This is a genomic window from Salipiger sp. H15 (assembly GCF_040409955.1).
In the GTDB taxonomy this organism is placed as follows: domain Bacteria; phylum Pseudomonadota; class Alphaproteobacteria; order Rhodobacterales; family Rhodobacteraceae; genus Salipiger.
Genome location: NZ_CP123384.1, coordinates 2,153,308 through 2,176,587, shown reverse-complemented (window position 1 = coordinate 2,176,587; position 23,280 = coordinate 2,153,308). Strand labels below are relative to the sequence as shown.

Annotated in this window: 22 protein-coding genes; 8 read left to right on the top strand and 14 right to left on the bottom strand. The window is 68.8% G+C overall.

Annotation, left to right across the window (positions count from 1 at the left end; all coding sequences use genetic code 11):
* Positions 1–5: 5 nt before the first annotated feature.
* From PVT71_RS10565 to PVT71_RS10555, 3 genes are read right to left on the bottom strand one after another with little or no spacing between them, the layout of a single operon-like run.
* A complete protein-coding gene (locus PVT71_RS10565) occupies positions 6–1,283 on the bottom strand; it encodes a TRAP transporter large permease (RefSeq protein ID WP_353471747.1) in 1,278 nt (425 codons plus the stop codon).
* A 1-nt stretch (position 1,284) separates the two neighbouring features.
* Positions 1,285–1,788, bottom strand: a complete 504-nt coding sequence (locus PVT71_RS10560) for a TRAP transporter small permease (protein WP_353471746.1) — start codon at positions 1,786–1,788, stop codon at positions 1,285–1,287.
* 50 nt (positions 1,789–1,838) lie between these two features.
* The gene (locus tag PVT71_RS10555) at positions 1,839–2,828 is read right to left on the bottom strand and encodes a TRAP transporter substrate-binding protein (protein ID WP_353471745.1); all 990 of its coding nucleotides are present in this window, start codon (positions 2,826–2,828) and stop codon (positions 1,839–1,841) included.
* Positions 2,829–3,137: 309 nt separating this feature from the next.
* Between PVT71_RS10555 and PVT71_RS10550 the strand changes: the two genes are divergently transcribed.
* Positions 3,138–4,250, top strand: a complete 1,113-nt coding sequence (locus PVT71_RS10550) for an efflux RND transporter periplasmic adaptor subunit (RefSeq protein ID WP_353471744.1) — start codon at positions 3,138–3,140, stop codon at positions 4,248–4,250.
* Between the two features lie 21 nt (positions 4,251–4,271).
* The gene (locus tag PVT71_RS10545) at positions 4,272–7,406 is read left to right on the top strand and encodes an efflux RND transporter permease subunit (RefSeq protein ID WP_353471743.1); all 3,135 of its coding nucleotides are present in this window, start codon (positions 4,272–4,274) and stop codon (positions 7,404–7,406) included.
* 55 nt (positions 7,407–7,461) lie between these two features.
* Here the strand turns inward: PVT71_RS10545 and arsB are convergent, their stop codons facing one another.
* The 4 genes from arsB to PVT71_RS10525 form a co-directional block, all read right to left on the bottom strand.
* The gene (arsB, locus tag PVT71_RS10540; RefSeq protein WP_353471742.1) at positions 7,462–8,478 is read right to left on the bottom strand and encodes an ACR3 family arsenite efflux transporter; all 1,017 of its coding nucleotides are present in this window, start codon (positions 8,476–8,478) and stop codon (positions 7,462–7,464) included.
* Entirely contained in the window at positions 8,475–9,677 is a 1,203-nt protein-coding gene (gene arsJ / locus PVT71_RS10535; protein ID WP_353473867.1) for an organoarsenical effux MFS transporter ArsJ, read from the bottom strand. The genes arsB and arsJ overlap by 4 nt, the downstream gene beginning before the upstream one ends.
* Positions 9,678–9,748: 71 nt before the next feature.
* Positions 9,749–10,747: an ArsJ-associated glyceraldehyde-3-phosphate dehydrogenase gene (locus PVT71_RS10530; protein ID WP_353471741.1), complete on the bottom strand. Its 999-nt coding sequence runs from the start codon at positions 10,745–10,747 to the stop codon at positions 9,749–9,751.
* Complete coding sequence (locus PVT71_RS10525) at positions 10,744–11,610, bottom strand: helix-turn-helix domain-containing protein (RefSeq protein ID WP_353471740.1); 867 nt, start codon at positions 11,608–11,610, stop codon at positions 10,744–10,746. Before PVT71_RS10525 ends, PVT71_RS10530 begins: the two co-directional genes overlap by 4 nt.
* A 171-nt stretch (positions 11,611–11,781) precedes the next feature.
* Between PVT71_RS10525 and PVT71_RS10520 the strand changes: the two genes are divergently transcribed.
* Entirely contained in the window at positions 11,782–12,333 is a 552-nt protein-coding gene (locus PVT71_RS10520; RefSeq protein ID WP_353471739.1) for a PadR family transcriptional regulator, read from the top strand.
* 15 nt (positions 12,334–12,348) lie between these two features.
* Positions 12,349–13,098: a siderophore-interacting protein gene (locus tag PVT71_RS10515; protein WP_353471738.1), complete on the top strand. Its 750-nt coding sequence runs from the start codon at positions 12,349–12,351 to the stop codon at positions 13,096–13,098.
* Between the two features lie 116 nt (positions 13,099–13,214).
* On the opposite strand, the gene PVT71_RS10510 is transcribed toward PVT71_RS10515, so the two are convergent.
* The 4 genes from PVT71_RS10510 to PVT71_RS10495 form a co-directional block, all read right to left on the bottom strand.
* A complete protein-coding gene (locus PVT71_RS10510) occupies positions 13,215–13,391 on the bottom strand; it encodes a hypothetical protein (RefSeq protein WP_353471737.1) in 177 nt (58 codons plus the stop codon).
* A 192-nt stretch (positions 13,392–13,583) separates the two neighbouring features.
* Positions 13,584–15,122 (bottom strand): tripartite tricarboxylate transporter permease, encoded by a 1,539-nt coding sequence (locus PVT71_RS10505; RefSeq protein ID WP_353471736.1) that lies wholly within the window; start codon positions 15,120–15,122, stop codon positions 13,584–13,586.
* Positions 15,123–15,132: 10 nt separating this feature from the next.
* Positions 15,133–15,564 (bottom strand): tripartite tricarboxylate transporter TctB family protein, encoded by a 432-nt coding sequence (locus tag PVT71_RS10500; protein WP_353471735.1) that lies wholly within the window; start codon positions 15,562–15,564, stop codon positions 15,133–15,135.
* An 89-nt stretch (positions 15,565–15,653) separates the two neighbouring features.
* Entirely contained in the window at positions 15,654–16,643 is a 990-nt protein-coding gene (locus PVT71_RS10495; protein WP_353471734.1) for a tripartite tricarboxylate transporter substrate-binding protein, read from the bottom strand.
* A 206-nt stretch (positions 16,644–16,849) separates the two neighbouring features.
* On the opposite strand from PVT71_RS10495, the gene PVT71_RS10490 reads away from it, so the two are divergent.
* From PVT71_RS10490 to PVT71_RS10475, 4 genes are all read left to right on the top strand, one after another.
* A complete protein-coding gene (locus tag PVT71_RS10490) occupies positions 16,850–17,521 on the top strand; it encodes a response regulator transcription factor (RefSeq protein WP_353471733.1) in 672 nt (223 codons plus the stop codon).
* Positions 17,514–18,923: a sensor histidine kinase N-terminal domain-containing protein gene (locus PVT71_RS10485; protein ID WP_353471732.1), complete on the top strand. Its 1,410-nt coding sequence runs from the start codon at positions 17,514–17,516 to the stop codon at positions 18,921–18,923. The genes PVT71_RS10490 and PVT71_RS10485 overlap by 8 nt, the downstream gene beginning before the upstream one ends.
* On the top strand, positions 18,923–19,966 hold the full coding sequence (locus tag PVT71_RS10480) for an extracellular solute-binding protein (protein ID WP_353471730.1): 1,044 nt from the start codon (positions 18,923–18,925) through the stop codon (positions 19,964–19,966). Before PVT71_RS10485 ends, PVT71_RS10480 begins: the two co-directional genes overlap by 1 nt.
* Before the next feature lie 64 nt (positions 19,967–20,030).
* Positions 20,031–20,195, top strand: coding sequence for a hypothetical protein (locus PVT71_RS10475; RefSeq protein WP_353471729.1), 165 nt, complete (start codon positions 20,031–20,033; stop codon positions 20,193–20,195).
* Between the two features lie 79 nt (positions 20,196–20,274).
* Here PVT71_RS10475 and PVT71_RS10470 read toward each other — a convergent pair whose 3' ends face one another.
* From PVT71_RS10470 to PVT71_RS10460, 3 genes are all read right to left on the bottom strand, one after another.
* Positions 20,275–21,168, bottom strand: a complete 894-nt coding sequence (locus PVT71_RS10470) for an alpha/beta fold hydrolase (protein ID WP_353471728.1) — start codon at positions 21,166–21,168, stop codon at positions 20,275–20,277.
* Between the two features lie 2 nt (positions 21,169–21,170).
* Positions 21,171–21,800 carry a DUF2239 family protein gene (locus PVT71_RS10465; RefSeq protein WP_353471727.1) on the bottom strand — a complete coding sequence of 210 codons (630 nt, stop codon included), beginning with the start codon at positions 21,798–21,800 and terminating at the stop codon, positions 21,171–21,173.
* Positions 21,801–22,061: 261 nt separating this feature from the next.
* Positions 22,062–23,225, bottom strand: a complete 1,164-nt coding sequence (locus PVT71_RS10460; protein WP_353471726.1) for a M20 aminoacylase family protein — start codon at positions 23,223–23,225, stop codon at positions 22,062–22,064.
* Positions 23,226–23,280: the final 55 nt, after the last annotated feature.

Sequence of the window (23,280 nt, the reverse complement as noted above, 5' to 3'; positions counted from 1 at the left end):
GTTCTTCACTCCATGAGGCCGGGCAGGAACAGCGAGAAGGCCGGTACGTAGGTCACCAGCATCAGCGCCACGAAGATCGCCGCGTAGAAGGGCAGGATCGTCCTGACGGCGTGTTCGATCCGCACGCCGCCGACGACGCAGCCGACGAAGAGGCAGGCGCCCACCGGCGGGGTGCAGAGGCCGAGGCCGAGGTTCATCATCATGATCACGCCGAACTGCACCGGGTCCATGCCGAGCCCCACCGCGACGGGCAGGAAGATCGGGGTGCAGATCAGGATCAGCGCCGCCATGTCCATGATCATGCCGAGCACGAGCAGGATGAGGTTGAGCAGCAGCAGGATCACGAAGGGGTTGTCGGAGATGCCGGTCACCGCGTGCGCCAGCAGCTCGGGCACCCGGTAGAGGGTCAGCAGGTAGGAGAAGGCCGAGGCCGTCGCCACCAGCAGCATCACCAGCGCCGTGGTGCGCACCGAGCTGACGACGGCGGTCTTGAAGCCCGCCCAGCTCAACTCCCGGTAGACGAAGGTGGTGACAAGGATCGCCCAGATCGCCCCGAAGGCGCCGGACTCGGTCACCGTCATCACCCCCGAGAGCACGCCGCCGACGACGATGATCGCGGTCATCAGCCCCGGCAGGGCGACGACGAAGGAGGTGCCGAGCGCCTTCCAGCCGGGGAAAGTCTCGGCCGGGTAGCCGCGGCGCACGGCCACGAGATAGGCCACGATGCCGAGGCAGAGGCACATCAGGATCCCGGGGATCACGCCCGCGATGAACAGCTTCGACACCGACACGCCCCCCGCCGCCACGGCAAAGAGGATCATGTTGTGCGAGGGCGGGATCACCACGCCCGCGACCGAGGAGGTCACCGTGACGTTCACCGCGTAGTCGGGGTCATAGCCCTTTTCCTTCATCACCGGGATGAGGATCGAGCCGAGCGCCGAGGTGTCCGCCACCGCCGAGCCCGAGATGCCGCCGAAGAGCATCGAGGAGGCGACGTTGACCACGCCGAGCCCGCCCTTCATCGAGCCGACCGCCGAGGAGGCCAGCCGCACCAGCCGCCCGGCGATGCCGCCGTGCATCATCAGCTCGCCCGCGAAGATGAAGAAGGGGATGGCCAGCAGCGAGAAGACCGAGATGCCCGAGAGCACGCGCTGGAAGGCGATGAAGAGCGGCAGCCCCTCGTAGACGAAGCCGCCCACCGCCGCGAGGCCGAGCGCGAAGGCCACCGGCATGCCGCAGACGAGGCCGAGGAAGAAGAGGCCGAAGAGAAGTGTCAGTCCCATGTCAGTACCCGCGACCCTTTGCCAGCTCGGCCATTTGATAGAGGGTGAAAAGCGCGCTCAGCGCGCCGCAGATGGCCATTGGCACGGCACGCATGCCCTCGGAGATGCCGAGCATCGGCACGGTGCGGGCCCAGGTGTTCTCGGCAAGGATGTATCCCTGCCAGCCGAGGCAGAGCGCGAAGACCAGCACGCCGACAAGGGCCAGCCACTTCAGCGCGAGCGCGACCGGGCCCGGGAAGGCGTCGCGCAGGAAGTCCACCGACAGGTGGGTGCGGCTCCAGACCCCCGCGGCCCCGCCGAGGAAGGTGATCCAGACCACGAGGAGCAGCGCCAGCTGCTCGACCCAGGTGGGGGTGTCGTTCATGATGTAGCGTCCCCAGACCAGCCAGCCGAAGATGACGATCAGGAAGACGAGGCCGGTCCCGGCCACGGTCACGCAGATCCGCGCGAAGAGATCGAGCAGGCGAAAGACGGCCCCTGCCCCGGCCGCGTGGTTCTGTGCCATGATGGTCCCCGGAAAGGGCGTGTCCCCGCGGGGACACGCCTCAGGTCAGCTCACTCGACCGACTGGATGTCGCGGATCAGGCTTTCCAGGTCGGGGTTGGTCTCGATGAACTTGGCGTAGACCGGCTCCATCGCGGTCTGGAACGCCTCGGCATCGGTGACCTCGTTCACCGCCACGCCGCTGTCGATCACCTTCTGCTTCGACACTTCCTCGCGCTCGGCCCAGAGCTTGCGCTGCAGTTCCGCCGCCGAGACCGCCGCCGCGGTGACCACGGCCTTGTCCTCGTCCGAGACCTTGTCCCAGACCTTGGTCGAGACGCAGATGCACTCGGGGATGATCAGGTGGTTGGTGATCGAGTAGAACTTCGCCACCTCGTAGTGGTTCGAGCTCTCGAAGGACGGGTAGTTGTTCTCGGCCCCGTCGATCACGCCGGTCTTCAGCGACTGGTAGACCTCGCCATAGGCCATGGGCGTGGCGTTGCCGCCGAGCTGGTCGACCATCTGCACGTAGAGGTCGTTGTTCATCACGCGGAACTTCAGGCCTTCCATGTCGGCGGGCGTCTGGATCGCGTGCTTGGTGTTGTAGAAGGAGCGCGAGCCGCTATCCATCCACGACAGGGCGACGAGCCCCTCGCCGGAGAGCGCGTCCGAGAAGCGCTTGCCGATCTCGCCGTCCATCACCTTGTGCATGTGATCGACGTCGCGGAACACGAAGGGCAGCGACAGCACGTTGGTCGCCGGAACGATCTCGCCCATCGGGCCCATGTTGAAGTTGCCCACCGCGATGGCGCCCGCGCGGACCTGTTCGATCGCGTCGGGCTGCGCGCCGAGCACGCCGTTGGCGTAGACGGTGGGCTCGATGCGGCCCTCGGTCTTCGCGGTCACCTCGTCGGCGAACTGCTGCAGCGCGACGACGTTGGGATAATCCTCCGGGTGAATCGCCCAGGCGCGCCAGGTCTCCGCCTGGGCCGCCCCGGCCAGCATGCCGCACAGCGCTGTGGCCGCGACCAATGCCATCCTTGCCTTGGTGCCGTAGGTCATCATTTCATCTCCTCCCTGTAGATGCGTATGACGTTATGCGGCGTTTATGGCTGACTTGTATGATAACAGTCAACGTTTTCGTATGACAGAAATCAGGACGCCCGCGGATGCCGCTTTCGCCACCACCGGCGCGCGGGGTCTGCCTCGCTTTTGAGCCGCGCATTTCGGGCCATTGGCGAAAGGTCGCGACATGGATGTGTCAGTTGTCGCCATTTCCCTCATTTCGTGTAAACTCAGGCGCATAGATCCGTCCTTGGAAGGACCATTGATATGTTCATTAGGCTATTTGAGTCGTTTTCGGCTGTGTCCTTGTGCGCGTTTATTCTCACCGCGACCTCCACATCCCCCGCCCTTGCACAGGCCGATGCCGAGGCCGCGGGCCCGACGGTTCTGGTCCAGACCGTGCAGACCCAGAGCATCCGCCCCTCCTTCACCCATCCCGCCCGCATCGAGGCGCTGAACACCGCGTCGATCCGGCCCACCGTGCAGGCGCGGATCACCGCGATGCACATCACGCCCGGCGCGCTGGTCAACGAGGGCGACCTGCTGGTCGAGATGGACGAGACCGACTACCGCATCGCCCTCGCGCAGGCCCATGCCGCGCTGAAGCAGGCCGAGGCCTCGGCGATCAAGGCCGATCTCGATCTCGACCGCGCCACCCAGCTTTCCAAGAGCAACACCGTCTCGAAGCGCGAGGTGGAATACGCGCAGGCCCAGTCCGACGTCGCGCAGGCGCAGGTCGACGTGGCCAGCGCGCAGATCGCGCAGGCCGAGGAAAACCTCGCCGACACCAAGATCTACGCGCCGTTCAGCGGCCGCATCTCGGCCACCAGCTACTCGGTGGGCGATCTCTTCACCGTGGGCGATCCCACGCAGCCGCCCTTCATCGCCACCATCGTCTCGCTCGACCCGATCTACGCGGTCGGGCTGGTCGACCAGTCGAACTACTTCGGCTTCCTTGCCAAGCGGCTCGAGATCGAGGAGGCCGGCGGCAAGATCCCCCCGCTCGAGCTGCAGGCCATCCTTCCCGGCGGCGAGGTCTACCCCGAGAAGGGCACCTTCGAGAACTGGGACAACACCGGCGCCGCCAGCACCGGCACCATCGCCGCCCGGGTGCTCTTTCCCAATCCCGACGGCGTGCTGCTGCCGGGCCAGAACGTAACGATCCGCGGCGAGGTGATCGAGCCGGTCAAGGCGCCGCTGATCCCGCAGCGCGCGGTGAGCGTCGACCAGCAGGGTTATTTCGTCTGGGTCGTGGGCGCCGACAAGACCGTCGAGCGGCGCAACATCCGCGTCGGCGTGCGCAGCGATGCCAACTGGACGGTGATGGAAGGTCTCGCGGATGGCGAGCAGGTGGTCGTCGAAGGGTTGCAGAGCATGCGCCCGGGCCTCGCCGTCACGCCGAAACCCTACGAGAGCTGAGCCCCGGCAGCGGAGAATTTCATGGGACCTTTATTTTTCATCCGGCGGCCCAAGTTCGCCTTCGTCATTTCCATGCTCATCACGCTGTTCGGTCTGCTGACCCTCAAGGTCATGCCCATCGACCAGTATCCCGACATCACCTCGCCCAAGGTCGTGGTGCGCGCCAACTACCCCGGTGCCGACGCCGAGACCCTGCTGCAGGCCGTCGCCGCGCCCATCGAGGACGAGGTGAACGGTGCCGAGGGCATGGCCTACATGGAATCCAAGGCCGCCTCTGACGGCAGCTACACGCTCACCGTGACCTTCGAGACCGGCGTCGATGCCGACCTCGCGCAGGTCGACGTTCAGAACCGCGTGGCGCTGGCCGAGCCCTCGCTGCCCGCCGAGGTGCGCCAGCGCGGCATCCGCGTGCGCAAGCGCAACCCCGACATCCTGATGGTGGTCGACATCATCTCGCCCGACGGGCGCTTCGACGGGCTCTTCCTGTCGAACTACGCCTCGATCAACATCGAGGGCGAACTGGCCCGCATCCCCGGCGTCGGCGCGGCCGAGAACATCGGCGCGCTGGACTACGGCATGCGCGCCTGGCTCGACCCGGTGAAGATGGCCAACCACAACCTCACGGTGAACGAGATCGTCCTCGCCGTGAAGGAGCAGAACGTGCAGGCGGCCGTGGGCTCGCTCGGCGCCGCCCCGGCGGCCGAGAACACGCAGTTCCAGTACGTGCTGACCACCAAGGGCCGGCTCGAGACCGAGGAGGAGTTCGGCGACATCGTCCTGTCGGCGAATGACGCGGGCTCGGTGGTGCGATTGCGCGACGTGGCGCGGATCGAGCTCGGCGCCTTTGCCTACAAGGGCTACGGCGAGTTCAACAACAAGCCCGGCGTGCTGATGGCGATCTACAAGCTGAGCGAGGCCAACTCGCTCGACGTCGCCGAGGCGGTGCGCGAGAAGATGGAGGAACTGAAGCAGTACTTCCCCGAGGGGGTCGACTACGTCATCGGCCACGACACCACGCTGTTCATCGAGGCCTCGCTGGAAGAGACGGTGATCACCATGATTTTCACCATCCTGCTGGTTGTGGCGGTGACCTACATCTTCCTCGGCTCGGTGCGCGCGACGCTCATTCCGACCATCGCCGTGCCGGTCTCGATCATCGGCACGCTGGCGGTGCTCTACGCCTTCGGCATGACGATCAACACGGTGACACTGTTCGCGCTCATCCTCGCCATCGCACTGGTGGTGGACGACGCGATCATCGTGGTCGAGAACGTCGAGCGCATCCTGCACGAGAACCCCGAGATCGGCTCGGTCGAGGCGACGAAACGCGCCATGGCCGAGGTGACGGGGCCGATCGTCGCGACCTCGCTGGTGCTGGCGGCGGTCTTCGGGCCGACGCTGCTGCTGCCGGGGATCACCGGGCGTATGTTCAGCCAGTTCGGCGCGACGCTCACCGTCTCGGTGCTGATCTCGATGGTCAACGCGCTGACGCTCAGCCCGGCGCTCGCCTCGGTGCTGATGAAGCCGGGGATGCACCCGAACTTCCTCATCCGCGGCTTCAACAAGGGCTTCGACTGGATCACCCGCATCTACACGGGGATCGTCGACTTCCTAGCCCGCAACGCGATCATCGCCATCGCCATCGTGGCGGCGCTGTTCTTCGCCATGTACTCGCTCTTCACTACCACGCCGACCAGCTTCATCCCGGCCGAGGACAAGGGCTTCTTCATGGTCGACGTGCAGCTGCCCTCGGGCGCCTCGCTGAACCGGACCGAGAAGATCATGGACCGGCTGACCGAGGCGCTGGGAGAGGACGAGGCGGTCGAGAACGTGCTGTCGGTGAACGGCTACTCGATCCTCAACTCGGCGCTGCAATCCAATGCCGGGATGATCATCGTCAAGCTCAAGGAGTGGAAGGAGCGCACGACGGTCGAGAGCAGCCAGGCCTTCCTGCAGCGCAAGTTCACGCAGCAGTTCGCCGACATGCCCGAGGCCAAGACGATCATCTTCGGCGCCCCCGCACTGCCCGGCATCGGCGCGGTCGAGGGCCTGTCGTTCGTGCTCGAGGACACGCAGGGCCGCGGGCCCGAGGAGATGACCGCCGCGCTGCAGTCCTTCCTTGCGCCCGCCAACGGCGCCGAGCAGATCGCGATGGCCTATTCCACCTTCAAGGCCGACGCGCCGCAGCTCTTCCTCGACATCGACCGGATCCGGGCCAAGACGCTCGGCGTGCAGATCTCGGACATCTTCCTGACCCTGCAGGCCCAGCTTGGCGCGCTCTACATCAACGACTTCAACGTCTTCGGCCAGTCCTACAAGGTGATGATCCAGGCCGACGCCGAGTTCCGGCAGAACGAGCGCGCCTTCGACACGCTCTACGTGCGCAACCGCGATGGCGGCATGGTGCCGCTCTCGACCGTGGTCAACCCGGTGCCGACCATCGGCCCGGACGTGCTCTACCGCTACAACACCTACAACTCGGCGACGGTCACCGGCATTCCCAACGCCGCCGGCGGCTTCAGCACCGGCGACGCGATGACCACCTTCGAGGAGGTCGCCGGGACCGCCCTGCCCGAGGGCTTCCGCTACGAATGGACCGGCTCCTCGCGCGAGGAACGGGCCTCGGGCAACGCGGTGCCGATCGCGCTGGGGCTGAGCCTGGTGTTCACCTTCCTCTTCCTCGCGGCGCTCTACGAAAGCTTCCTGACCCCCGTCGCGGTGCTGCTGACGGTGCCCTTCGCGGTGCTGGGGGCGCTGGTCTCGCTGAAGATCGCGGGCCAGCCGCTGAGCCTCTACGGGCAGATCGGCCTGCTGATGCTGATCGCGCTGGCGGCGAAGACGGCGATCCTCATCGTCGAGTTCGGCAAGCAGCAACGCGAGGCGGCGGAGCTCGAGCTGCACGACAGCGCCATGCAGGCGGCGCGGCTGCGCTTCCGGCCGGTGATGATGACGGTGCTGGCCTTCGCGGTCGGGGTCTATCCGCTGGTCATCGCCTCGGGCGCGGGCTCGGCGAGCCGGGTGTCGCTCGGCCTTGCGGTGTTCGGCGGGGCCATCGCCTCGGCGGTGCTGGGGGCGATCTTCGGCCCGGTCTTCTACAAGATCATCCAGGGCCTGCGCGAGAAAATCCACCGCGGCCGCACGCCCCCGGTGGTCTGACCAAGCGAGGAACCGCGAAAGGCCCGGGCCCCCTGCCCGGGCCTTTCCTCTTGGCTCACCCCGCCTCGGGGAAGCCCTGCCGCGTGCGGTTGGCAAAGCCCACCAGCGACAGCATCACCGGCACCTCGACCAGAACGCCGACCACCGTCGCCAGCGCCGCCCCCGAGCCGAGCCCGAAGAGCGAGATCGCCACCGCCACCGCCAGCTCGAAGAAGTTCGACGTGCCGATCAGCGCGCAGGGCGCGGCGATCCGGTGCGGCACGCGCAGCAGCCAGGCGGCGAGATAGGCCAGCGCGAAGATGCCGTAGGACTGGATCAGGATCGGCACCGCGATGAGCCCGATCACCCCGGGCCGGCTCAGGATCACCTGCCCCTGCAGGCCGAAGAGGATCGCCACCGTCGCGATGAGGCCGATCACCGACCACGGCTTCACCCGCGCCTGGAAATCCGCGATGCGCTCCGGCGTGCCGAGCCTGCGCCGTGTCCAGCCCCCCGCCAGCAGCGGCAGCAGCACGAAGAGCACCACCGACAGCAGCAGCGTCTGCCAGGGCACCTCGATGTCGGTGACGCCGAGCAGGAAGGCGACGATGGGCGCGAAGGCGAAGACCATCACCACGTCGTTCACCGAGACCTGCAGCAGCGTGTAGTTCGCGTCGCCGCGGGTCAGCTGCGACCAGACGAAGACCATCGCCGTGCAGGGCGCCGCGCCCAGCAGGATGAGCCCGGCGGTGTATTGCGCCGCGTCCTCGGGCGCGATCCAGGGCGCGAAGACGTGGTCGAAGAAGAGCACCGCCAGCAGCGCCATGGTGAAGGGCTTGACCAGCCAGTTGACCGCCAGCGTGATCGCCAGCCCCTTCGGCTGGCGCAGCGCGTCCTTCAGCGCGCCGGGGTCGACGCCGACCATCATCGGGTAAACCATGGCCCAGATCAGCACCGCGACCACGAGGTTGACGCGGGCCACTTCCGCCGCGGCGATGGCCTCGACCAGTGCCGGGACCGCCGCGCCGATGACGATCCCGCCCGCCATGGCCAGCGCCACCCAGAGGCTGAGGTATCGCTCGAACCCGCTCATGCCGCCGCCTCCGCCGGCATCGCCTGCAGCCTGCCCGAGATCAGCGCCGCCAGCGCCACCATGGCCGCCGCCGTGCCCAGCACCAGCGGCAGGCCTCCCAGCTGGTAGGTCAGCCCCGACAGCAGCGTGCCGATCAGCCGCCCCGCGGCATTGGCCATGTAGTAGAAGCCGACGTCCATGGTCACCCGCTCGGATTTCGTGAAGGCAAGGATCAGGTAGGAATGCAGCGACGAGTTGACCGCGAAGATCGCCCCGAAGACCAGCAGCCCGATCACCAGCAGCGCGGTCAGCCACGGCTGCGGCCCTCCCGCGAGCAGCACCGCCAGCGTCAGCGCGGCGGGCACCACGAAGAGCAGCAGCGCCCAGCCCCGCGCGGCGCGGATCAGCTCGGCCTCGGGGCGCGACCCCGCGCGCAGGATGCACGGCGCGCCCGCCTGCACCGCGCCGTAGAGGATCACCCAGAGCGCCATGAAGGTGCCGATCATGAAGAAGGCCGCGCGGTTGCCCGCCTCGGACCCGTCCGAGAGCACGGCGTAGAAGTAGATCGGGATGCCCACCACGAACCACACGTCGCGCGCCCCGAAGAGGAACACCCGCGCCGCCGAGAGCCAGTTCACGTTGGGCGATTTCGAGAAGACCTCGGAGAATTTCGCCCCCTTGCGGCCCTTCGGCAGCCCGCCCGGCATGAAGATGCAGACCGCCATGAGGATCACCCCCAGCACCAGTGCCATCGCCAGCACCGCCCACTTGAAGCCGAGCCCCGCCAGCAGCACCGCGCCGAGCAGGAAGCCCAGCCCCTTGACCGCGTTCTTCGAGCCGGTGAGCAGCGCCACCCAGCGGAAGAGCCCGCCGCCTTCGGACGGGGCGAGCAGCTTCACCGCCGATTTCGACGACATCTTCGCCAGGTCCTTGGCCACGCCCGACGCGCCCTGCACGCACATGACGAAGGCAACCGAGGCGGCAACGCTCCACGACGGATCGAGCTGCGTCAGCGCCAGCAGCGCCGCCACCTGCAGCCCGAGCCCCGCGTAGAGCGTCGAGGTGAGCCCGAACCGCGCCGCGATCCAGCCCGCCGAGAGGTTGGTCACCATCCCCGCGATCTCATAGAGCACGAAGAGATAGGCCAGCTGCACCGCGCTGAAGCCGAGCCCGTGGAAATGCAGCAGCACCAGCATCCTGAGCGCGCCGTCGGTGAGCATGAAGGCCCAGTAGGCGGCGGTGACGGCGATGTAGGCCGAGAGCCCCTCGGGCCTTTCGCGCGCAGCCTCGCTCACAGCCGCCCCCCGACCATCAGCGCCACGTCCACCAGCCGGTGCGCGTAGCCCATCTCGTTGTCGTACCAGGCGTAGACCTTCACCTGCGTGCCAGCCACCACCATCGTGGAGGGCGCGTCGATGATCGAGCTGCGCGTGTCGTTGGTGTAATCCGACGAGACCAGCGGGCGTTCCTCGTAGCCGAGGATGCCCTTTAGCGCGCCCTTCGACGCCGCCTCGAAGAGCGCGTTGACCTCCGCGGCGCTGGTCGCCCGTTCGACCTCGAAGACGCAGTCGGTGAGCGAGGCGTTGAGCAGCGGCACGCGCACCGCGTGGCCGTTCAGGCGCCCCTTGAGCTCGGGGTAGATCAGCGTGATCGCGGTGGCCGAGCCTGTGGTCGTGGGGACCAGCGAATTCAGCGCCGAGCGCGCCCGGCGCAGGTCCTTGGCGGGCCGGTCGACGATGGTCTGGGTGTTGGTCACGTCGTGGATTGTCGTGATCGACCCGTGCCTTATGCCGATGTTCTCATGGATCACCTTCACCACCGGGGCAAGGCAGTTGGTGGTGCAGGAGGCCGCCGTGACGATGTCGTGCCGGGCCGGATCATAGGTGCCTTCGTTGACGCCGTAGACGATGTTCGCCGTTCGCCCGTCCTTGACCGGGGCCGAGACGACGACCTTCTTCACCCCCGCGGCGAAATAGGGCGCGAGCGCCGCCTCGGACTTGAAGACGCCCGTGCAGTCGATCACCACGTCCACCCCCTCGAGCGGCAGCGCCGACAGATCCCCGGTGCCGACGAAGGGCAGCCGGGTGCCGTCCACGGTGACGCTCTGCGCGTCATGGGCGAAATCCGCGTTCCAGCGCCCGTGCACCGTGTCGAACTCCAGCAGGTGCGCGTGCATCGCCGGATCGCCCACGGCGTCGTTGATCCAGGCGATCTTCGCACCCCTCTCCAGCAGCGGCTTCAGGGCGAGCTTTCCGATGCGGCCGAGGCCGTTCAGGGCGTAGGTGGTCATGCGTGGTCTTCCAGATGGGTCAGGGGCTTGCGGCCGATCTCGTCGACCGCCGATTGCAGCGAGATGCGGCTGAGGGTGGCGATGGGCAGCGCGGAAAAGGCCTCGATCCGGTGCTTGAGCGCGCCGTAGGCCTGCTGGAAGGCGAGCATCTTCTCGGCCTCGGTGCCGGTGGCCTGCGCCGGGTCGGGCATGCCCCAGTGGCCGCTGATCGGCTGGCCCTCCCAGGCCGGGCAGTCCTCGTTGGCCGCCGGGTTGCAGACGGTGAAGACGAAATCGAGATCGGGCGCGCCCTTGCCGGAGAATTCCGCGATGCTCTTCGCGCGCAGCAGGGCGATGTCATGGCCCTTCTGGCGCAGCAGCTCGACGGCGATCGGGTTCAGCTCGGAATTGGGCCGCGTCCCCGCCGAATAGGCGGTGAACCGGTCGCCGGCGATCTCGCGCAGCAACGTCTCGGCAAAGATCGAGCGGGCGGAATTGCCGGTGCAGATGAACAGAACGGCATATGTGCGGTCCGGTGCCGGGTCGGTCATCGGAGAGGCTCCTTCTGTCGCGAATTGGGGGGTCGGGGAACAGATCTCGGGGCGGCCGCGGCAGCAGTCGCGCAGCAGGTAGTCGAAGGTGCCCTGCACCTGCCCCATGTCGATCGCGTAGAGCAGCGAGGTCCCTGCCCGGTCCTGCGTCACCAGCCCCGCGCGCATCAGCGCCGCGAGATAGGTCGAGAGCGTGCTGGCCTTGAGCCCCAGCGCCTCGGCGATCTCGCCCGCGGGCAGGCGGTCGGGATAGCGGCGCATGAGCAGCCGGAAGATCGCCAGTCGCTGCGGGTGGCCAAGGGTCATGAGGCGGTCGGGAATATCTTTTTCCATATTTCACGAATATGCGAAATATCACTCCCGGGCCAGTGAAACTTTGATGACAGCCGACGTGTGCGCCGCCGGATCGCCCCTCTCGGCAGCGTGATCCGGCGCCCTCTTGCGAAATTTCCGATATATCTTATCTTACGATATATCGAGATTCTCCCGTTGGAGGGAAGGACAATGCGACACGGCAAGGACATGCGCCCCGAGGGCCGCGGCCACCGCGGCCCCGGGCACGGCGGCAAGCGCGGCAAGCGCTTCTTCGAATATGGCGAGCTGCGGCTCCTCGTGCTGACGATGATCGCCGAGCAGCCGCGCCACGGCTACGAGCTCATCAAGGCGATCGAGGAGCGCTTCGACGGCGCCTATGCCCCCAGCCCCGGGGTGATCTACCCGACGCTCTCGTGGCTCGAGGACATGGGCTATGCGCAGGTCGAGCCCGACGAGAGCGGCCGCAAGCGCGCCCGGCTGACCCCCGAGGGCGCCGCCTTCGTCGAGGCCAACCGCGCCGCCGCGGAAGAGCTCCTCACCCGCAAGCCGCCGGTCTGGCACCGCGGCAATGCGCCGAAGGAGATCGTCGCCGCCATGGACGAGATCAAGACCGCCCTGCGCCGCCGGTTCGCGGCGGAGGGTGCCGACGAGACCCTCATCGCCACGCTTGCCGCGCAGCTACGAGACACCGCCCGGGCCATCGCGGGCGACACGCCCGATGCGCCCTCCGACGACAGCTGATAGCAAGGATACCCCATGGAAAACGTCATCACCCGGCACCGGCACGAGCTGAAGCGCCGAACCCTTACCGTGCAGGCCACCGAGCGCCTCACCCCGCACATGATCCGCGTCACGCTCGGCGGGGAGGAGCTCGAGGGCTTCACCAGCCTTGGCGCGGACGACCATATCAAGCTCTTCTTCCCCGGCGCCGAGGCGGACAAGCCCGAGATGCGCGATTACACCCCGCGCCGCCACGATGCGAAGGCCGGGACGCTGGTGCTCGACTTCGCCACCCACGACGCCGGCCCTGCCACGGCCTGGGCCGAGGCTGCCGTGCCCGGCGACACGCTGCGGATCGGCGGACCGCGCGGCTCGGCGGTGATCGCGCCGGTCTTCGACTGGTACCTGCTGATCGGCGACGAGACCGCCCTGCCCGCCATCGGTCGCCGGGTCGAGGAACTGCCCGCGGGGGTCACCGCGATCACCCTCGCCGCCGTGCCCGGACCCGAGGACGAGCAGCGTTTCGAGAGCGCTGCCGCGCAGGAGGCGCACTGGCTGCACCGCCCGGTCGCCGAGGCGCACGAGCCGGAGGCGCTGCTCGAAGCGGCGCGCGGCCTTGCCCTGCCCGAGGGGCGGGGCTTCGTCTGGATCGCCGCCGAGGCCAGGGTCGCGCGGGCGCTCAAGCTGCACTTCCTCGACGAGCGCGGCCATCCCGCACCCTGGCTCAAGGCGGCGGGCTACTGGGTGAAGGGCGACGCGGGCAGCAGCGACAAGGCGCTCGACTGAGTCCCCGGGCGGTTTCGACCCGCGAAAACGTCAGAGGCCGGGCGCCCTCCTGCGCCCGGCCTCTTCGTGTCCAGTGGTGTTCCGTGGTTGTTCAGCCGTTGTTCAGGGAACGGCGCTCAGGGCTTTGCGTAGCGCGCCGCGAAGCCGGTCAGCCGCGCCGTTGCGCGGGCGCCTCCCGACGGCGGGGTCCTCTGCTCGCCCTGGCGGGTGACGATTCCGGCAAACAGGATCAGCGCGATCACCGGAGACATGATGAGAAGGCCAATGGCCAAGCCAACCAGAAAAAGATGCATGATAGTTCCTCCCTGACTCGAGGCTATCACGGATCCGTGGCGACACAATGACGCATTTTACTTTTCGATCGGGGACTTGCAGCGCCGGCTGTTAGCGCTGCAGCGCAGCAAGGGGTGAAACAGTCCCCAATGGAAAGCGCCGGCCCGTGGAAACGGACCGGCGCGCTGCTGGCAAGCAGGGTGGACGGCGGCTCAGTCGCTGAGCGCGCCCTCCTCGTCGCTGCGGGCGTGCATCTTGGAGCGCACGACCCGCCCGACGATCAGCGGCATGATGAAGCCGACGATCGCGATGCCCCAGAGCGTCAGGGCAAGCGGGCTGTCGAAGAGGGTCAGCCAGTTGCCGTTGTCGATGGTGATGGCGCGGCGCAGGTTGTTCTCCATCGTGTTGCCGAGCAGCGTGCCGAGGATGATCGGCACCAGCGGCACGTCGAACTTGCGCAGCAGCCAGCCCATCACGCCGAAGCCGATCATCACCAGCAGATCGAAGCTCGAGCCCGAGATGCCGTAGATGCCGACGAAGCTGACCATCGCCACCACCGGCATCAGGATGCGCGGCGGCACCATCAGCACGCGGGTGAAGATCCCCACCATCGGGATGTTCAGCGCCAGCAGCATGAAGTTGGCGATGAAGAGCGCGGCGATGAGGCCCCAGACCACGTCGGGATTGTTGGCAAAGAGCAGCGGGCCGGGGGTGATGTTGAGCGACAGCAGCACGGCAAGCAGCACGGCCGTCGTGCCCGAACCCGGCACGCCGAGCGCCAGCATCGGCACGAGCGCGCCACCGGCGGCGGCGTTGTTGCCCGCCTCGGGGGCCGCGACGCCGCGCGGATCGCCCTTGCCGAAGGTGCCTTCCTTGTCCACCAGGCGCTTCTCCATCGAGTAGGAGATGAACGAGCCCAGCGAGGCGCCCGCGCCCGGCAGCACGCCGGCGATGAAGCCGAGGACCGAGGTGCGCAGCATGGTCGGCATGCACTGCTTGATCATCGACATCGGCGGGGTCAGGCGGCCGAGCTGCAGCTGGCCCGACTTGGCGTCCGAGCCGCCGTGACGGTGCTCGAGGAAGATGAAAACTTCCGACAGGGCGAAGAGGCCGACGATGGCGACGAGGAAGTCGAGACCGTCATAGAGGTGCACCTCGCCGAAGGTGAAGCGCGGCACGCCGGTCTGGGTGTCGACGCCGATCATCGCGAGGCCGAGGCCCAGCATGGCGGCGAAGGCCGATTTCGCCTGGTTGGTCGAGGAGACCCCGCCCAGCGTCGCGAAGGCCAGCGCGAAGAGCGCGAAATACTCGGCCGGACCGAACAGCAGCGCGATCTTCACCAGCTGCGGCGCCAGCAGGATCAGGCCCCAGGTGGCGATGAAGGCACCGATGAACGACGCGATGCCGGAAAGCGACAGCGCCTCGCCGGCGAGGCCCTTCTTGGCCATCGGGTGGCCGTCGAGCACGGTCATCATCGCCGGCTCGTCGCCGGGAATGCCGAGCAGGATCGAGCTGATCCGCCCGCCGTACATGGCGCCGTAATAGACCGAGGTCAGCAGGATCAGCGACGGGGTCGGCCCGAGGCCCAGCGTGAAGGCCAGCGGGATCAGGATCGCGACGCCGTTCGACGGGCCGAGGCCCGGCAGCGCGCCCATGATCGTGCCGAGGAAGCAGCCCAGCAGCGCGAGGCCGAGGTTCTGCAGCGTGAAGGCGACGACGAAACCGTCACCGAGGTTGGAAAGAACGTCCATGGCGCGCTCCTCAGAAGCCCAGCGGGCCGCGGGCCAGCGACAGACCCAGAGCCAGGTGGAAGACCACGTAGATGCCGACCGAGGTCAGCACGCCGATCAGCAGCGACGACAGCACCGGGCTGCCGAGGCGCCAGGTCAGGTAGGCCGAGGCGACGGCGGTGGCGATGACGAAGCCCGCGATGGGCAGGAATTCGGCGTAGAGGATCATCACGACGACCGCCGCGAGGATCTCGACGAGGCGGCCCAGCGAGGGCCACTCGGGATCGGCATCGGGCTTGAGCGCGATGAAGATCGACGAGATGCCGAGAATGGTGGCGATGATCAGCGGAAAGGCCTTGGGACCGACCGAGTCAGAGAGGAAGCTTTCCTCGATCTGCAGAGCGGACCACGCGAAGAAGATGGCGAGCGCCAGGCCGACGAGGCCGAAGATGCGATCACTCATGATGTCCCCCGTAATTAGCGTGAAAGGGTAGAATGTGTCGCCGGGCCCCCGGAGTGACGGGGGCCCGGCGCTCAGAACGTGGGATCAGGTCACTTGATGATGCCGATCTCGCGCGAGATGTTCTGGATCTCGCTCACGCTTTGCTCGACGAAGGCCTGGAACTCGGCGCCGTGCAGGTCGAGCGGGGCAATGCCGTTGTTGGCCATGATCGCCTTCCACTCGTCCGAGGCGTAAAGATCGCTGATCTTCTTCACCCAGGCCTCGTAGGCCGCGTCGCTCATGCCGCCGGGGGCATAGAAGCCGCGCCAGTTCGCGCCGATGGCGTCGACGCCCTGCTCCTTGGCGGTCGGGAACTTGGCGAAATCGCCTTCCAGGCGCTCGGGTGCGAGCACCGCGATCACCTTGATGTCACCCGAGTCGACGAAGCCCTTGGCTTCCGACGCGTCGCCGGTGAAGGCCTGGACCGAGCCTGCGAGCAGCTGGGTCACCGCCTCGCCGCCGCCGTCGAAAGCGACGTACTTGACCGAGCGCACGTCCTCGACGCCGTAGGCCGAAGCGGCGATCAGCACCTTCAGGTGGTCCCAGCCGCCGACGGCCGAGCCGCCCGCCACGGAGATCGAGCGCGGGTCGGTCTTGATCATCTCGAGCAGCTGCGGTAGCGTCTCGATCTCGCTGTCCGCGGCAACCGCGATCACGCCGTAGTCGGCGCCGACGGAGGCCACCCAGCGCACCTGGTCGGTGGTGTTGCCCGGGAAGGCGCCCTGCGCGAGGCGGGTCGCGGTGGCCGAGCTTGCGGCGACGATCAGGTCGTTGTCGTCATTGCGCTTGTTGACCACCTCGGCATAGGCCACGCCACCGCCGCCACCGGCGAGGTTGACGACCTGCATGGTCTTGTCGATCAGGCCGAGTTCCTGGAGTTCCTTGCCGACCTGGCGGCAGGTGAAGTCCCATCCGCCGCCGGGGTTGGCGGGCGCGATGCACTCGGGGTTCTCGGGGGTGAAGTCCTGCGCCTGCGCGGCAAAGGCGGAAACGCCGAGAACGGTCGCGGCAATCAGGCCACGGGTTGCATTGATAAACATGGTATCCTCCTCATGGTCGGTCACCGAACCGATACGCGCCGGCGCCGTCTTCTCCCCGCGGAACCCGACTGTGCTTTGCAGCCTCCCCGGTTGCGGGTTAAGACGTGTCTCTAAGCCACGAAGCTGTCACGAACCTGTCAGATGCCCGACGGCGCATGTGTACGTACCGTCAGCTTGGGGAAGGCCAAAGGAAAGGTACGAGTCCCATGCGTGTCCTGATGGTCGAGGATGCCAGCGATCTCGCCGAGGGCGTCACCGCGCGGCTCGCGCAGTCGGGCATCGTCTGCGATGTCGCGGGCAGCCTCGAGGCGGCGCGGGACGCGCTTGCCGTGCAGGGCTACGACGCGCTGGTGCTCGACATCAACCTGCCCGACGGATCGGGCCTGCGCTTCCTGCGCGAGCTGCGCGCCGCGGGGACGCGCACCCCGGTGCTGATGCTGACCGCGCTGGTCTCGGTCGACGACCGGGTGAGCGCGCTCGACCTCGGCGCCGACGACTACCTCGGCAAGCCCTTCGACCAGCGCGAGCTCGAGGCGCGGCTGCGCGCGCTGATCCGCCGCGAGGCCGAGCAGAAGGGTTCCGAGGTGGTGCTCGGCCCGCTCGCCTATTCCCCCGCCGGGCAGAGCGCCACGCTCGACGGCAGGCGGCTCGATCTCACCGCGCGCGAGGCGGCGCTGCTCGGCGTGCTGCTGCGCCACCAGGGCAACTACCTCAGCAAGAGCCGGCTTTACGACTCGCTCTACGGCTTCGGCGACGCGGATGTGGGGGTGAACGCCATCGAGCTCTACATCGCGCGACTGCGCAAGAAGCTCTCGGGCAGCGGCGTCAGCATCCTCACCCAGCGCGGCATCGGCTACCGGATCGGCCTCGATGGCTGAGGGCCTGCCGCTGCCGACCAGCCTTGCCGCGCGCGTCCTCAAGGCGGTGCTGCTGATCCTGCTCGCCGGCGGGCTGCTGGTGGCGGGCGCGACGCTCTACAACGGCCGGCTGGCGGCGCGGCAGTCCTACGACCGCATCCTGCTGGGCGCGGCGCAGGACATCGCCGCCTCGGTGCGCATCCAGTCCGGGCGGCCGGTGGTCGACCTGCCCGTCTCGGCCTTCGAGCTGCTGGCGCAGGCGCCCGACGACCGCATCCACTACGCCGTGCGCGGCCCCGGCGGCGCGCTGATCACCGGGCTCGACGAGACCGACATCGCCCCGCCCGCCCGCCGCACCGGCAGCACCTCGGGCCCCGAGTTCTTCGACGCGCGGCTCAACGGCGAGCCCGCGCGTTTCGTCCGCGTCACCCGCCGCTTCGCCGAGCGCGACTTCTCGGGCGGCATCGCGGTCACCGTCGGGCAGACGCTGCGCGCCCGGCGGGCGATGGCGGTGGGGCTGATGTTCGACACGCTGGTCCCGGTCCTCGTCGCCGGCATCGCCCTGCTGGCGCTCTCGTGGGTGGTCGCCCGCTCGGCGGTGCGCCCGCTCGAGGCGCTCTCGGCCGATCTGGCCGGGCGCGACCCCTACGACCTCACCCCCGTGCCGACCGAGGGGCTGCCGCGCGAGCTGACGGTGATGCTCGAGGCGATGAACCGCTTCATGGGCCGGCTCGACCGGCAGATGGAGGGGATGCGCCACCTCATCTCGGACGCCGCGCACCAGCTGCGCACCCCGGTCGCCGCGATCCGCGTGCAGGCCGAGGCGATGCAGGACCAGCCCGACGCGGTGCTGCGCGACCGCGCGCTGTCGCGGCTGCTGGCCCGCACCCGCTCGCTCGGCGCGCTGCTCGACCAGCTGCTGTCGCGCGCCCTCGTCACCCACCGCACCGAGAGCGCGCCGCGCGCGCCGCTCGACCTGCGCGAGGTGGCGCTCGAGGTGGTCGAGCGCGGCGACCACGAGCTGATCGCCCCCGGCGCCGAGCTGCGGCTCGAGATCGGCGAGGAGCCGGTGATGGTCCGCGCCGATGCCTTCTCGGTCGGCGAGGCGGCGAAGAACCTGCTGGTCAACGCGCTGAAGCACGGCCGCGCGCCCATCGCCATCGGTGCCGAGCTCCGCGGCGCCGAGGCGGCGCTCTGGGTGATGGACGCCGGCCCCGGCCCCGAGCCGGACATCGCCGCGCGGCTCGGCCAGCGCTTCGAGCGCAGCGCCACCTCGCGCGAGGACAGCGCCGGGCTCGGCCTTGCCATCGTCGCCGCGGTGGCCGCGGCCTTCGGCGGCCGGGTCGCGCTGGAATATCCCGAAGGCGGCTTCCGTATCGCGCTGCTGCTGCCCGCCGCCCCCCAGGAAGACGAGACCCCGTGATGCGCCGCCTCTGCCTTGCCCTGCTGTTCTGCCTCCTCGCCGGTGCCCTGGCGCAGCGCGCCGCCGCGCAGGAAAGCACCGCGCGCTTCGGCAGCGGCGAGACCGGGATCACCCTGCGCTCGACCACCGACATCGCGATCATCCGCCTGGTGATGGAGCGTTTCACCGAACGCAACCCGGACCTGTCGGTGCTCTACGAGCAATGGGGCTCGAACAGCCTCTTCAGCAACAGCCGCGCCGCCTGCACCGGCCGCGCCGAGCCCGCCGACGCGGTCTTCTCCTCGGGGGTCCACCAGATGCTCTGGCTGGTCAACGCCGCCTGCGCCCATCCCTACCGCTCGCCCGCCACCGCCGCGCTGCCCGACCAGCGGCGTTGGCGCGACGAGCTCTGGGGCCTCACCGAGGAGCCGGCGGTGATCATCTACAACACCGAGGTGCTGGAGGCCGCGGACGTGCCGCGCACGCGCTTCGCCCTGCTCGACCTGATGCGCAGGAAGCCCGAGTTGCTGCGCAGCCGCATCGCCACCTACGACATCGAGGATTCCGGCCTCGGCTATCTCTTCGCCCATGCCGACAGCCTCGAGGCCACCACCTTCGGCGCCATGCTCGAGGCCTTCTCGCGCGTGGGGGCCATCGCCACCTGCTGCTCGCTGGCGATCATCGACGGGGTCTCCGAGGGGCGCTACTACATCGCCTACAACGTGCTCGGCTCCTATGCTGCGGCGCGCGCCGCCGACAATGTCGGGATCATCCTGCCCGAGGACTACACGCTGATGATGTCGCGCGCCTACATGATCCCGCGGGACGCGCCCCACCCCGAGGCGGCGGAGCGGCTGCTCGACTTCCTGCTCTCGGCCGAGGCGCAGGAGATGCTGCGCGATCTCGGGCTCATCGCCGCCACCGACCCCGCCGAGACGAGCCTCCTGCCAAGCGCGCGCCGGCTCATCGCGCTGGCGCCGCCGCTGCTGCTGGCGCTCGACCGCAGCACCCGCGACCGGCTGCTGCGTCTTTGGGATGAGGCCTTTTCGCCGGACGCGCGTTGAGGTACCACGGGCGCTTGCAATGCGGCCCGGACTCGGGCTTCATCAGGTAAAGAAGGACAGGGCCATGATGCGACTTGCCATCCTCGGCGCCGCGCTGCTGGCGCTGGCGGCCTGCGCCGCGAAACAGCCGACCGAGGCTGAAGTGCTCACCGTCGCCTGCTCGGCAGGCATCAACGAGGCCTGTGGCTACCTCGCCCGCGGCATGTCGGTGACCGGCCGCCCGCTCTGAGCCGCGGCCGGGCGGGACACGCCTATCCCCTTCCCTCCAGTCGAGATTATCCCGGAAGGATCCGCAGTGCGGGTCCCGGTCAGGCGGCGCGCCGCGCGGTGCGGTCGATGGCCGAGACGATCCGCTCGTCGAGGGCCGCGGGCAGGTCGTGCCCCATGCCCTCGACCAGCATGAGCCCGGCGCCGGGGATCGCGGCGGCGGTGTCCGCGCCGCAGGCGGGCGGGATCAGCGGATCGTCGGTGCCGTGGATCACCAGCGTCGGCACGGTGATCCCGGCGAGTCGCGCCCGCCGGTCGCCGGTCGCCACCATGGCCGCCAGCTGCCGCGCCGCCCCCGCCGGATCATGCCCGCGCCGCGCCTCCTCGAGCACCAGCCAGCGGTGATGCGCCGCGTCGAAAGGCGCGCCGGTCCCGGCGATGCGCCGGGCGAAGGCGAGGCTGGCGGCCACGTAGCCCTCGGGGTCCAGCGCCGGATCGGGCCTCGGCGCGGACATCAGCGCCATGACGTCCGGTGCCGCCTGCGGCAGGTCCGGGTTGCCGGTGCCCGACATGACCGAGGTGAGCGAGCGCACCCGGCCCGGGTGCTCGCAGGCGAGGACTTGCGCGATCATCCCGCCCATCGAGCGCCCGACCACATGCGCCCGCGGGATCGCCAGCGCGTCGAGCAGCGCCACCGCGTCCGCCGCCATGTCCCCGAGCCCGTAGGGGATCTCCGGCGCCCGCCCCGCCCGCAGCGCCGCGATCACCGCGCCGAGGTCGGGCACCGGAGCGCCGTGCAGGTGGGTCGAAAGTCCGGCATCGCGGTTGTCATACCTGATGACGTGGTAGCCCCGCCCGGCCAGCGCTGCGCAGAACCCATCGCCCCAGCGGATCCTCTGGGTGCCGAGCCCGCTGACCAGCAGCAGCGCCGGATCCTCCGCCGCGCCGAACGCGTCGTAGGACAGGTCGAGCCCGTTTGCCATCACCATGCCCATGCTCAGCCCTCCTCCGCATCACCGCCGAAGGCAAGCCGCAGCGCATGGCTGCGGATCGCCTCGGGCCAGTCCGCGAGGCGTTGCTCGAGGCCCGCCCGGTCGCCGGCGAAGAGCGCGCGGACCGCCTCCTCGTAGCCCGGAAGGTCCCCGGCGATCGCCTGCAGGAAGGCGTAGGCCGCCTCCTGCCCCGCCTTGCGCTGCGCCGCGTCCCCCTCGGCCCGGCGCGCCTCGTCGACCAGCCGCCGCAGCGTCGCCGAGGCGCCGCCGCGCTGCGCCGCGAGCCAGTCCCAGTGCCGCGGCAGCAGCGTGACCTCGCGCGAGACCACGCCGAGCCGCGGACGCCCGCGCCCCTTCGTGGCCGCCTCGTCCTCGGGGGCCTCCACGTCGGGCGACCGGTAACGCCCGCGCGGGCTCGGCAGCGGCGCCGCGAGGCGGGCGGCGATCTCGTCCTCGTCGCCGCGCAGGTCGAGGTCCACCACCCGGCCATTGGCGTCGTCGAAGACAAGCACCTGCGCCGAAGGATCCCCGGCCATCGCGTCCCTGACGGCAAGCGCGACCTCGAGGCTTCCCCCGCGGATCAGCAGGTCATGGCCGCGGAAGGCGGTGAGACGGGCGTCGAGTCGGTTGGTCATGGGCTATCTCCGCAGCTGGATGCCCGTTATTTATACCCGGGTTTATTTCAGCGCAATATTACCCGGGCAAAATAATCCTCACCGCGGAAACGCGCAGGCCAACGGGCCCGGCGGCCGGCCATGCGGCTGCCGGGTCGACGGGTCTGTCGGAAGATGTCTCTCGGGGGAAAACCGGCACCGCGGCGGTGCGCTCCGGCAGGGCAATGAGGGCCCTCCGGCAAAGGGGGCCCGGGACGGCGCGTGGCCGTCCCGGGCGCGCGGTCAGGCCGCGGGCATCCGGCGCTCGATGATCTCTGCCCACCAGGAGCAGCCGGCCGGGATCGCCTCGTCGTTGAAGTTGTACTTGGGATGGTGCACCGCCGCCGTGTCGCCGTTGCCGACGAGGATGTAAGCACCCGGGCGCTCCTCGAGCATGAAGGCGAAATCCTCGCCGCCCATGACCAGCGGCGCGTCGTGGCAGTTGCCCGACACCGCGCGGGCCACGTCGGCGGCGAACTCGGTCTGCTCCTCGGAGTTCACCATCACCGGGTAGTTGCGGGTGTAGTCCACCGTCGCCACGCAGCCGAGCGCGGTCGCCATTCCGGTGCAGATTTCCGAGATGCGTTTCTCGGCGAGGTCGCGGTTCTCGGGCGCCAGCGTGCGCACCGTGCCGCGCAGCGTGACGCGCTGCGGAATCACGTTGAACGCCTTCGACGAGGTCTCGAAGCTGGTCACCGAGACGACCATCTCGGTCACCGGGTTGGCGTTGCGCGCGGCGATGGTCTGCAGCGCGGTGACGATCTGCGCCGAGGCGACGGTGGGGTCGAGCGTCTCGTGCGGCTTGGCGGCGTGGCCGCCCTTGCCCTCGACGGTCACCTCGAAGACGTCGGTCGCGGCAAAGAAGGCGCCCGGACGGATCGAGAAGCTGCCGACCGGCATGCCCGGCCAGTTGTGCATGCCGTAGACCTCCTGGATGTTCCAGCGGTCCATCATGCCGTCGTCGCACATCTCCTTGCCGCCGCCGCCGCCCTCCTCGGCGGGCTGGAAGATCACCACGGCGGTGCCGTCGAAGTTGCGGGTCTCGGCGAGGTATTTCGCGGCGCCGAGCAGCATCGCGGTGTGGCCATCGTGGCCGCAGGCATGCATCGCGCCGGGGGTCTTCGAGGCGTAGTCGAGCCCGGTGTCCTCGAGGATGGGCAGCGCGTCCATGTCGGCGCGCAGGCCGATGACCTTGCCCGAGCCGCCGGCCTTGCCCTTGATCACGCCGACGACGCCGGTGCGGCCGATCCCCTCGACCACCTCGTCGCAGCCGAACTCGCGCAGCTTTGCCGCCACCAGCGCCGAGGTGCGGTGGGTCTCGAAGAGGATCTCGGGGTTCTCGTGGATGTCGCGGCGCCAGGTGGTGATCTCGGACTGGAGCTCGGCGAAACGGTTCTTGACGGGCATGTCAGCAGGTCCCTGTTGTTTGATCATATTTTGGCCGGAGCCTGCCACCGGCTCC